This window comes from Metabacillus sp. KJ11-3, assembly GCF_055808295.1.
Genome location: NZ_CM147865.1, coordinates 723,715 through 739,981 on the forward strand (window position 1 = coordinate 723,715; position 16,267 = coordinate 739,981).

Annotated in this window: 16 protein-coding genes and 1 pseudogene; 10 read left to right on the top strand and 7 right to left on the bottom strand. The window is 36.7% G+C overall.

The features are described 5' to 3' along the window. Positions 1-41: 41 nt before the first annotated feature. The gene (locus tag AC0L8O_RS03775) at positions 42-284 is read left to right on the top strand and encodes a DUF2584 domain-containing protein (RefSeq protein WP_226528440.1); all 243 of its coding nucleotides are present in this window, start codon (positions 42-44) and stop codon (positions 282-284) included. A gap of 18 nt (positions 285-302) precedes the next feature. Here AC0L8O_RS03775 and AC0L8O_RS03780 read toward each other — a convergent pair whose 3' ends face one another. Beyond that, on the bottom strand, positions 303-815 hold the full coding sequence (locus tag AC0L8O_RS03780; RefSeq protein WP_473446651.1) for a CBO0543 family protein: 513 nt from the start codon (positions 813-815) through the stop codon (positions 303-305). A gap of 154 nt (positions 816-969) precedes the next feature. Continuing rightward, positions 970-2,555: pseudogene (pckA, locus tag AC0L8O_RS03785) on the bottom strand (phosphoenolpyruvate carboxykinase (ATP)). Positions 2,556-3,363: 808 nt separating this feature from the next. On the opposite strand from pckA, the gene metK reads away from it, so the two are divergent. Further along, complete coding sequence (metK, locus tag AC0L8O_RS03790) at positions 3,364-4,560, top strand: methionine adenosyltransferase (protein WP_473446652.1); 1,197 nt, start codon at positions 3,364-3,366, stop codon at positions 4,558-4,560. Between the two features lie 203 nt (positions 4,561-4,763). Continuing rightward, on the top strand, positions 4,764-5,255 hold the full coding sequence (locus AC0L8O_RS03795) for a FixH family protein (protein WP_473446653.1): 492 nt from the start codon (positions 4,764-4,766) through the stop codon (positions 5,253-5,255). A 13-nt stretch (positions 5,256-5,268) separates the two neighbouring features. On the opposite strand, the gene AC0L8O_RS03800 is transcribed toward AC0L8O_RS03795, so the two are convergent. The 3 genes from AC0L8O_RS03800 to AC0L8O_RS03810 form a co-directional block, all read right to left on the bottom strand. Then, positions 5,269-6,408: a glycosyltransferase family 4 protein gene (locus tag AC0L8O_RS03800; protein WP_473446654.1), complete on the bottom strand. Its 1,140-nt coding sequence runs from the start codon at positions 6,406-6,408 to the stop codon at positions 5,269-5,271. Positions 6,409-6,470: 62 nt separating this feature from the next. Beyond that, positions 6,471-7,019, bottom strand: coding sequence for a phosphatase PAP2 family protein (locus AC0L8O_RS03805; protein WP_473446655.1), 549 nt, complete (start codon positions 7,017-7,019; stop codon positions 6,471-6,473). A gap of 352 nt (positions 7,020-7,371) precedes the next feature. Beyond that, entirely contained in the window at positions 7,372-7,884 is a 513-nt protein-coding gene (locus AC0L8O_RS03810; protein WP_473446656.1) for a gamma carbonic anhydrase, read from the bottom strand. Positions 7,885-7,963: 79 nt separating this feature from the next. Between AC0L8O_RS03810 and AC0L8O_RS03815 the strand changes: the two genes are divergently transcribed. Beyond that, positions 7,964-8,758 (top strand): lysophospholipase, encoded by a 795-nt coding sequence (locus AC0L8O_RS03815; protein ID WP_473446657.1) that lies wholly within the window; start codon positions 7,964-7,966, stop codon positions 8,756-8,758. A gap of 68 nt (positions 8,759-8,826) precedes the next feature. After that, positions 8,827-9,918 carry a tetraprenyl-beta-curcumene synthase family protein gene (locus AC0L8O_RS03820; protein WP_473446658.1) on the top strand — a complete coding sequence of 364 codons (1,092 nt, stop codon included), beginning with the start codon at positions 8,827-8,829 and terminating at the stop codon, positions 9,916-9,918. A 32-nt stretch (positions 9,919-9,950) separates the two neighbouring features. On the opposite strand, the gene mnmM is transcribed toward AC0L8O_RS03820, so the two are convergent. After that, positions 9,951-10,523 carry a tRNA 5-(aminomethyl)-2-thiouridylate-methyltransferase MnmM gene (gene mnmM, locus AC0L8O_RS03825; protein ID WP_473446659.1) on the bottom strand — a complete coding sequence of 191 codons (573 nt, stop codon included), beginning with the start codon at positions 10,521-10,523 and terminating at the stop codon, positions 9,951-9,953. After that, on the bottom strand, positions 10,523-11,485 hold the full coding sequence (gene mnmL, locus AC0L8O_RS03830; RefSeq protein WP_473446660.1) for a tRNA modification radical SAM protein MnmL/YtqA: 963 nt from the start codon (positions 11,483-11,485) through the stop codon (positions 10,523-10,525). The genes mnmM and mnmL overlap by 1 nt, the downstream gene beginning before the upstream one ends. 181 nt (positions 11,486-11,666) lie before the next feature. On the opposite strand from mnmL, the gene AC0L8O_RS03835 reads away from it, so the two are divergent. The 5 genes from AC0L8O_RS03835 (at position 11,667) to AC0L8O_RS03855 (ending at position 16,264) form a co-directional block, all read left to right on the top strand. Then, entirely contained in the window at positions 11,667-11,939 is a 273-nt protein-coding gene (locus AC0L8O_RS03835; RefSeq protein WP_026561776.1) for a YtzC family protein, read from the top strand. After that, complete coding sequence (locus AC0L8O_RS03840) at positions 11,936-12,106, top strand: glycogen biosynthesis protein GlgD (RefSeq protein WP_473446661.1); 171 nt, start codon at positions 11,936-11,938, stop codon at positions 12,104-12,106. Before AC0L8O_RS03835 ends, AC0L8O_RS03840 begins: the two co-directional genes overlap by 4 nt. 529 nt (positions 12,107-12,635) lie before the next feature. Then, complete coding sequence (gene ltrA, locus AC0L8O_RS03845; protein WP_175638313.1) at positions 12,636-13,910, top strand: group II intron reverse transcriptase/maturase; 1,275 nt, start codon at positions 12,636-12,638, stop codon at positions 13,908-13,910. Between the two features lie 524 nt (positions 13,911-14,434). Then, positions 14,435-14,917 carry a GNAT family N-acetyltransferase gene (locus tag AC0L8O_RS03850; protein ID WP_473446662.1) on the top strand — a complete coding sequence of 161 codons (483 nt, stop codon included), beginning with the start codon at positions 14,435-14,437 and terminating at the stop codon, positions 14,915-14,917. A gap of 141 nt (positions 14,918-15,058) precedes the next feature. Further along, complete coding sequence (locus tag AC0L8O_RS03855) at positions 15,059-16,264, top strand: MDR family MFS transporter (RefSeq protein WP_473446663.1); 1,206 nt, start codon at positions 15,059-15,061, stop codon at positions 16,262-16,264. The last annotated feature ends 3 nt before the right edge of the window (positions 16,265-16,267 follow it).

Consider the following 16,267-nt stretch of genomic DNA (forward strand, 5'->3'; position numbering starts at 1 on the left):
TGATGGAAGTGTCCAATCAGTAAGAAGAGGAGGAATTCACATTGGGAATGCCAGTTGAATTTAATACAATGATTGTTACAAAAGGTAGAGAAACCCGTATAGATGAAAATACATTTGAACTATTAAAAGAAGGGTACCGTATTTATCCAATTGATATTCCGGTAGAAGTAAGAAAAACAAAAAGCGGCGAAATGACAGGACAAGCTATTGTCCAAAAACTAGAATTATCGAATACGAATACGATTTTAACGTATCGTTTAATTAACTTGAATTCAACAAATTAAGTTTCTTATAAAGGGGATTTACAGAGGATCCCCTTTTGCTTCATTTTCTGCTACAGGTGTATTGTCAGCTTTCCTCACCATTGCAATAAAACCCCTAACAATTAGAAACGTACTAGTGATTGAGAGAAAACTGTGAAAGCTATTCCAGCCACGTCTAAAGGTCACAAGAGTCGTGTTCTTCTCAAGCAAATGTTCTACAACTGTCATTGGTATACTGAATAATAAAACTTTGATAAAAATCATTGGTTTCTTTGACGTTTTAGTTACCTGATTATAGAAAACACAGGTGATTGGGAACAACAAATAATCATAAAGAAAGCTTACATCAAATGATTCAAATAGCTTCGTAGGATATTTGATATATCCACGTTTCGTGAGAAGATGATCCAAGATAGATGAGATATAACCTTTAAATAAAAAGATAATTAACCAGTCTTTCATGGGCGGCTTTCTTACAATTTTAAACAAAGAAATGATTCCAAATAGAAATAGCATTTTTAGAAAGTTTTGTTCAATATTTTTTTTTCTCACAATGTGATCACCCCTACAAGTTAAAGTTTGTCCATATATCTTGAAAATATTGATATAAGGGTTAAGAGGGTAGAAGTTTGATACAGTAAAGCTCTATAAAAAAAGGACCTCTCTTAAATGAGACAGCCCTCTTAATCGTTTGAGCAATATTCACTTAAACAATTGGTCCACCTAGTTTTTCAATATGTGCTGATAGATGTTTGAATTTTTTGAAGTTGTCTTTAAACTTTGTAGCTAACTCATTGGCTTTTAAAAAATATTCTTTTTGCGAATTCCATGTTTTATGAGGTTGCAGGACATCATCTGGAACACCTGGGACATGAATCGGGATATTTAGTCCGAATACTTCATCCTTCACGGTTTCAATATGGTCGAGATCTCCCTCAACTGCTGCCTGAACCATTGATCGAGTGTAATGCAGTTTCATTCGTTTTCCTTCACCATATGCTCCACCTGTCCATCCTGTATTAACAAGAAACACTTGAACATTATGTTCATCAATTTTCTGCCCTAACATATTCGCATACCTCGTTGCTTCAAGAGGAAGAAATGGTGAGCCGAAACAAGTTGAAAATGTAGCTTCTGGTGCTGTTACACCTCGTTCTGTACCAGCTAATTTACTTGTATATCCACTCAAGAAATGAAACATTGCTTGTTCTCTGGATAATTTACTAATTGGAGGCAGAACTCCAAATGCATCAGCAGTTAAAAAGACAATTGTTTGCGGATGACCTGCAATGCTAGGAACTATAGTCTTGTCAATAGCTGAAAGTGAATAAGCTGCACGCGTATTTTCTGTGTAGAATGGATTGCTATAATCTGCTTCTCTGGTGAACTCATCAATCACAACATTTTCAAGTACAGATCCATATCGAATAGCATTATATATTTGAGGTTCCTTTTCTTTTGTTAAGTTAATGCATTTTGCGTAGCAACCGCCTTCAATATTAAACACTCCAGACGTTGACCATCCATGTTCATCATCACCTATGAGCCGTCTGTTAGGATCAGCAGAAAGGGTGGTTTTTCCCGTTCCGGACAAACCAAAAAATAAAGCAACATCCCCTTCAAATCCAACGTTTGCCGAACAATGCATAGGTAGAATGTTGTTTTCAGGTAATAAAAGGTTCATCACAGAAAATACGGATTTTTTCATCTCTCCAGCGTATTCTGTGCCACCAATTAAGATTGTTCTCTTCTCAAACGAGATAATAATAAAGGTTTCGGATTTTGTACCATCTACTTCTGGGTTTGCCTTAAAATGGGGAGCTGACAAAATGGTAAAAGGTTGTTCATTTGTGAACGTTTCTTCGCCATTATTAGGAATGAAGAGCTGACTGGCAAAAAGATTATGCCATGCAAATTCATTAATGACTTTTAATGGAAGTTGATATCGAATATCAGCTCCGGCAAAACCATCGAAAATAAATATTTCATCCCGTTCTTTTAAGTATGAAATCATTTTGCTATAAAGCTGATCAAATACTTCCGAAGAAATAGGTTGGTTTACTGTACCCCAATTAATGATGTTTTTGGTAGTAGCTTCTTCTACTATAAATTTGTCCTGAGGAGATCTTCCGGTATATGCTCCAGTCGTTGCTCTTATTGCCCCTGTAGAAGTAAGAACACCTTCTTTTTTTCGAGTACTTTTTCAACAAGCTGTGAAACAGATAAATTATGCTTCGCATTTTCCCCATTAACAAGCTGAATAAGGCCATTTGTGAAATCAGTTACATTCATCCCCATACCCTTCTTTCTAAAAAAGTGATTTCCTGTTATTTAATAGTATAACACATTTATATTATTAGAACATACTAATCGTGAGAGCTTTTTGAAAAAATTGTACATACTATATTTTGTAACTAATTTCATATTTCATTATATGAAGGGAATACTATTCTTAAGATTTACTGAAAGCTTAAGAAAATTCATATGGAATTACTGTCGATTTCTGTTGACACCATTAACTTAGTGCGCTATGATATGACCTTGAACGGATTCTCTTATCCCGAGCTGGTGGAGGGACAGGCCCTATGAAACCCAGCAACCTGCTATCAAAGGAAAGCGGCGAATGCGCACTAATTATATAGTTACCAGTATTAGCAGTTTTTTGCCTGACCTAATAAAAGCACGTTATGAAACAAAACTCGTTGTGTTTTTATTAGGTCAAGAATGATGCATAGCATCATTCTAAGCAAGTGTAAGCTTGCGTAGGCAAAAAAGTCCCAATCTGTGGAACTATGTTTTAAAGGCGCACTCCCGGCGACATTTTCCGACGCAAAGGTGCTAACCTGAAGCAAGGCGAAAGCCCTTGATCGATAAGAGCGAAAGGCGATGAACGATAACAAACCTTTCCTCATAGGGGAAAGGTTTTTTTGATAACAGAAATAAGTATTTTCTTCATTAGAGTTTTACCAGGACAAGCATTGTGGTAAAGGTACATAATACTTCTGTTCACAAATATGCCAACGTGATTTTCTAAAGGTCAAACTTTGGGAAGAGTTCCGGATCAACTGAATGAACAAATATGAGGAGGAAGCTTTTAACTATGTCTAAAAAACGTCTATTTACTTCTGAGTCTGTAACAGAAGGCCATCCAGATAAGATTTGTGACCAAATTTCAGATTCAATTCTTGATGCAATTATCTCAAAGGATCCTAACGCACGTGTAGCGTGTGAAACTTCTGTTACAACAGGTTTAGTACTGGTTGCTGGAGAAATTACAACAAGTACGTATGTTGATATTCCTAAGATTGTTCGTGAAACAATTAAAGATATCGGATATACTCGTGCAAAGTATGGCTTTGATGCAGAAACATGTGCTGTTTTAACTTCTATTGACGAGCAATCAGCAGATATTGCAATGGGTGTTGACCAAGCACTGGAAGCTCGTGAAGGACAAATGTCTGATGAAGAAATTGAAGCAATCGGTGCAGGTGACCAAGGGTTAATGTTTGGATTTGCTTGTAACGAAACGAAGGAATTAATGCCACTGCCAATTTCTTTAGCCCATAAATTATCCCGCCGTCTAACAGAGGTACGTAAAGAAGAGATTCTTCCATATCTTCGTCCAGATGGTAAAACACAAGTAACGGTTGAATATGATGAAAATAATAAACCGGTTCGTATTGATACAATTGTTATTTCTACTCAACATCATCCGGAAGTTACGTTGGAACAAATTCAACGTAATCTAAAAGAATATGTTATCAATCCTGTTGTTCCTAATGAATTAATTGATGAAAATACAAAATACTTTATTAATCCTACTGGCCGTTTCGTAATTGGTGGACCACAAGGTGATGCAGGTTTAACGGGTCGTAAAATCATTGTTGATACTTATGGCGGATATGCTCGTCATGGTGGTGGAGCATTCTCAGGTAAGGATGCAACAAAAGTTGACCGTTCTGCTGCATATGCTGCTCGCTATGTTGCAAAAAATATCGTAGCTGCAGGATTAGCTGAAAAGTGTGAAGTTCAATTAGCTTACGCAATTGGTGTAGCACAACCTGTATCCATTTCTATTGATACATTTGGAACAGGAAAAGTTTCAGAAGAAGTATTAGTAGAAGTTGTCCGCGGCAACTTTGATCTACGCCCTGCGGGAATCATTAAAATGCTTGATCTAAGACGTCCTATCTACAAGCAAACGGCTGCTTATGGACATTTTGGTCGAAATGACTTAGATCTTCCATGGGAAAGAACAGATAAAGCGGAAGCACTTAGTAATGCTGCGCTTAAGTAATAGTTGATGAAAAGAATGGCCTGTATTGGGTCATTCTTTTTTCATGCCAAGACTTTATTTTTTCTTACTAATATTTGGGAACAATCGTTTTAATGGTGTATATTGAAAAGGTCTTGAATTGTTCAAAAAATCGCAATTCTTTTGTAGTCATTATTGAGGAAGTCAATGATATAGTTAATATAGAAAAATGCAGGAGGATATAAATGAAAGCGTTTCTTATCGGGATATCTTTAGTTATAGGAATAGTTATAAGTAGTGGCTGTCAAAGTCAGTCTCAAGCAAATGACTCTGATCAGGAAAGCATGAACAAGACAAATGAGGTTTTGGCTCCGAAAGTTCAAATTATAGCTAATGAACAAGTTGAAATAGGAAAGAAAGAAACAATTTCAGCAGTGGTTACTCTGGGTGAGGAATTTGTGGACGATGCAGATGTTGAGTTTGAAATCAAACGTGATGAAGAATCTGAAAAAATAACAGCTAATGCAAAAGGTAAAGGAAAATATACGATCGATTATACGTATAAGTCTGATGGGCAATATGAAATTATTGCACATACTAATGCAGAGGGCTACCATATTATGCCTTCGATGCAAATTCAGATAGGTGATAGTGATACTGATACTGATTCTTCACCAAAACAGGATAAGAAAAGTGAAACATCTGAACATCATCATGATCATGAAGAGGAGCAATGATGCTCCTCTTTGTTCATGCATAACGAATGTTTTTTTCTTCTAATGCATCTTCATATTCCTTTAATAAACCGTCAAATATATGATCCCATGTTTGAGTTAAGGCATACTCACGGGCAGCTTCTCCCATGTTGTTACGAAATGAATAATCTTGTAATAAATGAATAATTGCTTCTATAAACTGCTCTGTATTTTTAGGTTCACATAAATATCCGGTTTCCAACGGTTTAATAATGTTTTTTACTCCACCTGAGTTTGCCCCGATAACGGGTGTTCCCGAAGCCAATGCTTCTAAAACAACATTTCCGAATGTTTCAGTTGGGGATGGAAACACAAACACATCAGAACATGAGTAGATTTCAGCGAGTTCTACACCATTTACATATCCCACAAATGTCAGGTTATGCTGAGCAATTTTTTGCATCTCTTCTTTAGCCGGTCCATCTCCAACAATTAACCAGTGAACATTTTCTTGGAAATGCTTAGGTAGCTTCTTTGTGATCTCCATTAATGTCTTAATATCTTTTTCCGGTGCTAATCTCCCTACATAAGATAGGATATATTTTTCTTTAATATGATATTTATTACGAATTTCTTCGTTTTGATAGTTTGGATGGAATAGGTTGCAATCAACACCTCTCCCCCAAATTCGAAGATTGGAAAACCCTTTTCGTTTTAATTGTTCCAGTGTTTCGTTCGAAGGTACAAATATCTTTCGCAGAGGTTTATGGAACCAATGCATGTATTTCCATAACACCTTCGAAAAGAACTGAAAATCATAATACTCTAAATATTGGTCAAAATCGGTATGATAAGATCCTACAATCGGAATACCGAGCTTTTTTGCATAATGCAATCCGCAAATACCAATGTTAAATGGAGTAGCCACATGAATTAAATCCGGTTTGAAGCGCTGTAACTCAGCTTTAACATGCAGCATGTTTGGCAGTGCTAATCTGCATTCAGGATAAAGGAAGAAAGGTAAACTTGTGAAACGATGGATATGGCTAGAAAACATGCTTTCCTTTGTACTAACAGGTGCAAAAACTCTATATTCATAGCCATGCTCTTCAAGATAATCTGTAAAACGCTTTAAGGTTCTTGCAACCCCGTTAACATCAGGTGAAAAAGTATCAGTGAAAATAGCTATTCTCAATGCAATCCCTCCAATTACATAAATGAAAGGTGCCTATATGAGGCACTATTTTTTACACGTTACTAAGGCAATATAAAGAACCTGGTTATGATTGTGTAGCATAAAAATCCAACAGAACTACCAAATAAGCAGCCTACTAATACGTCAGAAGGATAGTGCAACCCCAGATACATTCTTGAAAGGCCGACACTGATGGCTATTGGTAAAAGAATGACTGTTAGCTGAGGTATAAATAAAATAAATGGAATAATTACAGAAAAAATAGCTGTTGTATGTCCGGATGGAAAGGAATGATCTTCTAAAGGGTTTGCAGGTACCTTAGTCTCAAGCAAAGCTAGATAGGGCCGTTTTCTTGGATATAACCTTTTCACCAGTGCAACTGGTAAATGGCTGAATAGAAGAGAGATTGCAGATGTTATTCCAATGATTTGGAAAAGGTCCCTAGTGAAAAAAACAAGAAGTAAACAAACTGCAATGGTTGAAATAGCACCCCCTAGGTGTGTGATGTTTCGAAAATAAAAGTTCAGCATTTTTTGATCAAAATGACGATTAACACTTCGAAACAGCCTGCATTCGAAATTATACATGTTGGTCATCAGCTTTGTTTTCATTTGAACGCTCCTTTATTTACCCCTTTTCTATTATTTTAGTAGAGAATTATTTAGTTAATAATAAGAAAATGTAAAAAATTCCTTCACATAATATTCACAAAATTAATGTTTGTTGATGAAAGGCGAAAATATTTAAAGGAAATATGCTTAGTTTAAAAGGTGGAAGAGTAGTATTAAATATATGGGGATCATTAATAATGGAAACATAGTAAGGAATTGAAGAAAAAATACCAATCCCTTACTCAGAAGAGTTTTTATTACTTATACTTTAAAAAAGTTTAACTATACTCAAGGTTTAAAGGAAAAGAAAAGACATCGACTCCCGCCATTCTTGGCGGTAAATCGTGTTTTTCTAAGATTGAATTGCTTTGTAATATTGACCTTTTTCAACATACTCACGACGAATTCTTTCCATGTCTAACAGATCTTCTGATGTTAATGTTCTGACAACCTTCGCAGGTCGACCTAGAGCAAGTGTGTTAGGAGGGATTTTTTTTCCGGGAGGGACAAGGCTGCCTGCTCCGATAAAGGCTCCTTCACCTACTTCTGCACCATCCAAAATGATGGATCCCATTCCAATTAATGCTTTTTGGCGAATAATTGAACTATGTAGGATAACACTATGTCCAACGGTAACATCATCCTCAAGGATAAGTGGTTTGTTTGGACTTTGATGAAGACAGCATAAATCTTGAACATTTACACGTTTTCCTATAACGGTAGGGGAAACATCACCACGAATAACTGTTTGAAACCAAATGCTGGAATCATCTCCAATCTCAACATCGCCTGTAATTGTAACGTAGTCTGCAATAAAAGCTGAAGCAGAGATCTTTGGACTTTTGTCTTTATAAGGATAGATCATGTTTTTCATTCCTTTCAGTTGGGAATTCTTTATTTATTATATCAGTAGACAAAGAAGAAAGTGAAAGTAGGTAGTGGAATTGTGGAAATGGAAAGCTGAGATTGAACCTGTAAAAGGAGTTATCGTGATTATTCATGGAGCAGCAGAACATCATGGTCGCTACAAATGGTTGGTAGAAATGTGGCGATTGTCAGGTTACCATGTGGTTATGGGAGATTTACCTGGTCAAGGAACTTCGACAAGAAGAAGAGGACATATCAAATCTTTTGATGAATATATAAAAGAAGTGAATATTTGGCTAACTGAAGCGAAAAAGTTCGGAGTGCCTTTATTTTTATTAGGACACAGCATGGGTGGGCTAGTAGTGATCAGGGCTCTACAAGAAAAGCATCATGAAATAAAAGCAGTTATTTTATCGTCTCCCTGTTTGGGAATTTTGTTTAAACCAAGCAAAGCTTTAGAACTGGCTTCCAAAGGATTAAATTTGATCGCACCTTCGTTTAAAGTTGATTCAAAATTAAGCGTAGAGATTGCCACTCGTAATAAATCAGTACAGGAGCTAGATGAAAACGACTCTTTATATGTGACAAAGGTTTCCGTAAGATGGTATCGTGAGTTGATAAAAGCTATGGAAGAAGCTCAAAATCAGGTTGGGAAATTTCAACAAGTTCCCCTGCTTCTTATGCAAGGAGGAGAAGACAAAATTGTTGATAAATCACTAGTGAAAAAGTGGTTTAACAAAGTGGATTTACTGGAGAAAAATTATAAGGAATGGAAAGGGCTCTATCATGAAATCTTTAGTGAGCCTGAAAGAGATCTGGTATTTGAAACAGCTAAACGTTTTTTTGATAGCCATTCTGAGTCCGTGACTTAGTGTTTAAACGTTGTCTACTTCATGTGACAAGAGCTAATTGAAAAAAGAAATAAGAGGTGACACTCCCTTTGACAGTACCGCAGCACCCGATAAAATTAATGACCAAAGTATATAGAGAGATCTTTCCGATTGTTCACTTTTATATTGGACAGTGGAGAGATCGAGCTGAAAGAATACCGAATCAGGAATTGAGAATTCAAGCTTTAAACAGTATCCAGGACAAAGAATTCCACTGTGAGGGTGGGGGAATATTAGCTATGATATCAGGTCCCCATAAACAACAATGTATCGAGTTTATTGTAGCATATCAAACAATAAGCGATTACTTAGATAATTTATGTGATCGAAGTACATCGTTAGATCCAGTTGATTTTCGTATGTTACACCAATCTATGCTTGATGCATTAACATGTGGTGCACCTTGCAAGGAGTACTATAAATATAGAGTAGATCAAGATGATGGTGGATATTTGAACCGTTTAGTTCAAACATGTCAAAACGTTCTTTCTGAGTTAGAGCACTATCCGATGATATCAAAGTATTTACTGGAGCTTTCACGCTATTATTGCGATCTGCAGGTACATAAGCATGTGAAAAAAGATGAGCGTGTTCCAAGACTTGAAAATTGGTTTGAGAATCATAAAAACAGTCTTCCTGAGATGGAATGGTATGAGTTTTCAGCATGTACCGGATCAACACTTGGCATCTTTTGCTTAGTTGCTTATGCTTTCCACGAAAATTTTGAGGAAAAACAAGCACAACAAATAAGAGATAGTTATTTTCCATATATTCAAGGTCTCCATATTTTACTCGATTACTTAATTGATCAAGAGGAAGATGAGCTGGGTGGTGACTTAAATTTTTGCAGTTACTATGATTCAGAAGCAACCATGATGGAGAGATTAGAGTATTTTGTAGAACAAGCAGATTATCAGTTAAGCGGTATTCCTCATGAAAATTTTCATAAATTAATTAATCGGGGTTTATTAGGTGTTTATTTATCAGACGATAAAGTGGCCTCTCACAAAGAGCTTAATAAAATGGCAAAAAGGTTAATAAAAGTTGGGGGCATGACAAGTTTCTTCTTTTACTTTAACGGTAGAGCCTATCGTACAATTCAAAAATTTTCTTGGAAAAAGCATTCAAAAAAAGCAATGTAATGTAAAAGGCGCTCTTTTTGAAAAAGCGCCTTTTAACATTTTTCAATGGCAACGATATAAGGTGGATGATTATTCTTGTTAATAAATTGGTATTGTAGGACATGAGCGTCACGAGGATCGATTGTTTTGACGAATGTCATTAAAGCATCTCGCTCAATTTGTCCTTCCTCATGCCCGTGGTAAATAACAATGACAATGACTCCTTCAGGTTTCAACAAGCTTAATAATTGTCGTACAGCAGAAATGGTTGTGTCAGGAACCGTTACAATGGTTTGGTCCCCTCCTGGTAAATATCCAAGGTTAAACATTGCAGCTGAAATGGTTCCTTTATGCTCGTCTGATATGACAGAGTTAATATGCTGATGACCTTGCCGAACAAGTGTAACTTGCTCCATGAGGTTTTCGGTCATTAATCGTTCACGGGTGTTTATTATTGCTTGTTCTTGAATGTCAAAGCCATATACTTTGCCTGTTTCTCCAACCAGCTTAGCTAGGAAAACCGTGTCATGTCCATTTCCAATCGTTGCATCTACTACGATATCACCTTTAGATACAGCTTTTTCTAATAGTTGTTTTGCAAATGGTAAAATTCGTTGAAGCTTCATTATAGTTGTACCTCAGCTTTATGATAAAACTTCCCTTGATAGCTATTTCGACGTTTTAATTCTGCATCGATTGAATTTAATACATCCCATTTATTCACACTCCACATCGGGCCAATCATTAGATCGATAGGACCGTCACCAGTTATTCGATGAACAATCATTTCAGGAGGGATGATTTCTAACTGATCACATACCAATTTGACATATTCCTCTTGTGTAAGAAATTCAAGCTTTCCTTTTTCATATTGTTTTACCATTGGCGTCCCTTTTAGCAAGTGTAAAAGATGTATTTTTATCCCTTGGACATCCAATTGGGCAACAGATCTAGCTGTTTCCATCATCATTTCTTCATTTTCAAGGGGCAATCCATTAATAATATGAGAGCAAATACGTATGCCATGTTTACGTAATTTTTTGACTCCATCTACATAGCATTGGTAGTCGTGTGCCCGATTAATAAGAAGAGCTGTCCGTTCGTGTACTGTTTGTAAACCGAGCTCAACCCATAAATAGGTTCGTTCATTTAATTCGGCAAGGTATTCAACAACATCATCCGGTAAACAGTCTGGCCGGGTAGCAATTGAAAGACCGACAACATCTTCTTGATTTAAGACAGATTCAAACTTTTCTTTTAACACATCTAAGGGAGCATGAGTATTTGTATAGGCTTGAAAGTAAGCCATATATTTTCCGTCTTTCCATTTTTTGTGCATTTTTTGTTTAATTGTATGAAATTGAGTAACAAGATCATCAGCTCGATTCCCGGCAAAATCACCGGAGCCTGCAGCGCTGCAAAATGTACACCCGCCATGGGCAACCGTGCCATCACGATTTGGACAATCAAAGCCTCCATCTAAAGCAACCTTAAATACTTTATGTCCAAAATGGTTTCGTAAATGATAATTCCAAGTATGATATCGCTTATTATCTGACGCGTATTCGAATCCAGAGGATTGGTTCAAGTAAGATACCTCCTTATAGGTCATTCCTAATTTTCCATTTAAACATTTTACCATGTCAGCATAAAGAAAAACAGAATGGCTCAATACTTACCAATTATTTAAGCACAATTTTTTCTACTGTTTTGCGAACAATAGTATTGATGAAGCATTATTGACTTCATATCGTTTGGAGGAGAGACATATGGCAACAAGACAATCCGTTAACGAATATCTTCAACGCTGTACGGACGCAATCGAATATGCTCGTGAGCAATATAAAATAGGCTCACAACAAGAACACTATAATGCATCTGAATATACAAAAGCACTGCAAGGATTAGAAAATGCAGTAAATGATATTAATCATCTGTCACTGAGTGCAAATGATCAACAACAAGACCAGCTTTATCGTATGAGACTGCAGCTTCAGCAAGTACAAAATGAAATGATTTTAAAAGGAGATGCAGAACGATGAAAAAGCGTTCAAAACAAAACAACCCTGAGCAAAAAACCAAAAATGGTGTGAATAACAATGATTTAGAACTAGGTCAGGATTTTGATCCGGTTATTCAAACAAAAGCAAAAAATGCCAAAAAAGGGCAACCGATTAAATCAAAACAAAGAGTAGAGAACAAGAAGTAGGAAAGGGCCGCAATGGCCCTTTTTGTTTGGTGTGCCAGGCATGGCAACTATCTAGGTGGTGAAAGTCCACTGTGGGGGTACACATCGACCAACCACTAAGGAAGCGCAAGGTACTTATCGTGAGATAAGGGCTGGAGGAAGCGTGGAATAAAATCTTGGCTCGACGAACAGAAATCTGATACTAAGGCTTTACAAAGGGATAAGACTCCCAAACAAGTTAAAGTCCAAAAGATGTGCGTAACTTTGTAAAGTAGATCAGGCGAGTAAAAGAGGAAAGATGGTTGTCTTACCCTGGGAGATCTTGCGGATGTACAAAGGGTACAGTCGAAAAAGGTTAGCCGCAAGAAGTCAGCAGAAGCCATAGTAGTGAAGTAATTTCATGAAGGGCTGAACAATTTATAGTGTTTCAACACCACGAATGCGTAAGTGACATACTCCGAATGTGTTAATGGTGAAAGTATGAGCGTACCTCAAAGGATAACCAAAATGGAGCTATCACTTACTACGTGAGAGGAAAGGAGAAACGAGTGTGGAACTTTTAGAACAAATTCTAAGTAATCAAAATATGAATGAAGCCTACTTGCGTGTATATAAAAACAAAGGTGCTAGTGGGGTCGATGGAATAACGGTCAATGAACTGAAACAATATCTGAGAGAGAACAAGGATGAGCTACGTCAGCGCATCAGAACAAGAAAGTACCAACCACAAGTTGCCTTAAGAGTGGAGATCCCAAAAGAAAATGGTAAGATGCGCAAATTGGGAATACCAACAGTAGTGGATAGGGTAGTTCAACAAGCCATTCATCAAGTTCTCAGTCCAATATTTGAAAAGCAATTCAGTGAATTCAGTTATGGCTTTAGACCAAAAAGAAGTTGTGAGATGGCAATTATTAAAAGCTTGGAATTTCTAAATGATGGATACGATTGGATTGTGGATATTGACCTTGAAAGATTTTTCGATACAGTTCATCACGATAAACTCATGCGGATCATCTCTAATACAATAGATGATGGAGATGTCATTTCCCTAATAAGGAAATATCTTGTCAGTGGAGTTATGGTGAATGGGAAATATGAAGAAACACCAGTTGGAACTCCGCAAGGAGGAAACCTAAGCCCACTGCTTAGTAATATTATGTTGAACGAACTTGATAAGGAGCTAGAAAGTAGAGGACTCCAATTCGTGAGATACGCTGATGATGCCCTAATCTTCGTGAAGAGTGAGAAAGCAGCGAATAGAGTGATGGAATCAATTGTGAGATTTATAGAAAATAAATTAGGGTTAATAGTCAACGGAGAAAAGAGTAAAATCTCCCGTCCAAAAGATTTGAAATTCTTAGGATTTGGATATTATTACGATTTTAAGAATGAGAAATACCAAGTAAAACCCCATTCAACGTCAATACAAAAATTTCAAAGGAAGCTTCGAAAATTAACAAAGCGAAATTGGAGTGTTTCGCTAGACTACCGAACCTTAAAACTAAAACAAGTCATACTTGGGTGGGTTAACTACTTTAGAATCTCGAATATGAAAAAAGCAATGACTGAGATAGATAAGAAGCTTCGCTCCAGAATTAGAGTCATCATATGGAAGCAATGGAAGGTATCGAAGAAACGAATCAAATCGCTTATCCAATTAGGAATCCCTGAGGGAGAGGCGAAGGGATTAACCTTCTGTCGAAGAGGTTATCGATACATCGGTTTATCAAAAGTTGTTCAAAGAGCAATCTCAAACAAAAGACTAAAGCAGAGGGGTCTTCCCTCTGCTTTAGATCATTATCTAAAAGTACACACTGTAATATAAATTGAACCGCCGTATACGGAACCGTACGTACGGTGGTGTGAGAGGGGCGAAAATAATTAGATTATTTTCCCTCTACTCGATTGTAATGGGATATCACATGGACAAGTGATCGAATGAAAGGAAAAGGTGGTAGAAAAATGGGGGGAAGTGGTTGAATCAGGTTGCGGGAGTATAGAGATGGTTGAAAAAAGTAAAATGATAGCGTAATCACGTGGAGAAGTGATCGAATAAAAGGAAAAAGTGGTTGAAAACCGAAGGAAAGTGGTTGAATCAGGTAGTGAGAACATAGAGATGGTTGAAAAAAGTAAAATGATAGCGCAATCACGTGGAGAAGTGATCGAATAAAAGGAAAAAGTGGTTGAAAACCGAAGGAAAGTGGTTGAATCAGGTAGTGAGAACAAAGAGATGGTTGAAAAAAATAAAATGTTAGCGCAATCACGTGAAAAAGTGATCGAATAAAAGGAAAAAGCGGTTGAATCATGAGGTGAAAGTATGATATAGACAAACTAGACAGGAGGAATGAGATGTCAATTGAGGTAAGATTATCAAAAGAAAGTGATGTTGATCAATTACTCGAAATCGATAATAGAATTTGGAATACAACTACAACACCTGCAATCATTAAATGGAATTCAGCAAGTGAATATAAGGAAAGAAATCCGGAGGGAAGTCAGCTTCTTGCATTGGTGAATGGACAAGTAGCAGGTTATCTTGGGTTTCATTCACCAACACCTTTGAATACAAATCAACATGTATTGGAAATAGATATTGCAGTAGACCGGCATTTTCAAGGTAGTGGTGTAGGAAAGAGTTTACTTTTGAATGCGGAAAATATCTTTAAAGAAAAAGGCATTAAAAAACTCTCGCTCCGTGTATTAGAAACAAATAGTGGAGCAATCCGTTTTTATCACAAATGTGGTTTCCGTGAGCAAGGTAAACTGATCAACGAGTTTTTTATTGATGGAAAGTATGTAAATGATCTATTGATGTACAAACTTTTAGAGTAGTAGAAAAATCTATATTTTCGCATTATTATAACATTATGAAATGAAGCATTTCTTCATTGCAAAACAAGGGAAAAGGGGCTAAAATTCTCTGAGGAATATTCACGTGTGAATTTGTGAAAATCATGTAAAGGAGGAGGATTTATGCCACGTTCTCTTTGGTTGCTTGTAATTGGAATGATGATTAATGTAACAGGTTCTTCATTTCTATGGCCGTTAAATACGATATATATTCATGATCATCTTGGTAAGTCTTTAACGGTTGCGGGAATAGTTCTCATGTTAAATGCTGCAGCAAGTGTTGTTGGAAATCTTCTTGGTGGGGTATTATTTGATAAGATTGGTGGATATAAATCCATCCTGTTAGGAATTGTGATTACATTGATTTCTGTCGTTGCCCTTATGTTTAACCATTCTTGGCCTGTATATATGTATTTATTAATCTTTATTGGATTAGGTTCTGGAATTGTTTTCCCAGCTACATATGCATTAGCCGGTACAGTATGGCCGGAAGGTGGCAGAAAAGCATTTAATGCTATTTATGTTGCACAAAATGCAGGTGTAGCAGCAGGAGCTTCCTTAGGTGGATTTGTTGCTTCTATCTCATTTCATTATATATTTGTTGCTAACGCAGCACTTTATGCTGTTTTTTTCTTGCTTGCATTCTTCGGTTTCCGAAATATCGATGATTCGTCAGTAAAACAAGTATCGATATTGGATCAAAATCCAACCATAAAAAATCGTGAAAAGTTTGGGGCTTTAGTCGTTTTATGTATTGGATATTTACTCTGCTGGGTAGGTTATGTTCAGTGGCCTTCCACGATCTCATCCCATACCCAAACCTTGCATATTTCATTAAGTCAATATAGTTTACTTTGGACAATAAATGGTGTCTTGATTGTACTTGGTCAACCGCTTATTTCTCTGTTTGTAAAGCACTTTGCCAAAACATTGAAAAAACAAATGGTTCTGGGCTTTATCGTGTTTATCGTTTCATTTGCTGTGGCATCATATGCAGAGCAATTTACAGCATTTCTTGTGGCGATGGTGATATTAACGATCGGAGAAATGTTAGTGTGGCCTGCTGTGCCAACGATTGCAAATGATTTAGCTCCTAGTGGCAGACAAGGCTTTTATCAAGGATTTGTTAACAGTACTGCAACGGGAGGAAAAATGATTGGTCCTCTCCTTGGAGGAATGGTTGTGGATTACTACAATATGAGCTTATTATTTATGATCATCATGAGCTTGTTAATAGTTGGGATCTTTACTACTCTGATCTATGATAAAAAATTGAATGCAAAGCTGGAAGGAAAAGGGTCTCAGGCCTCCGACGCTGTCGGGGTCTAAGAC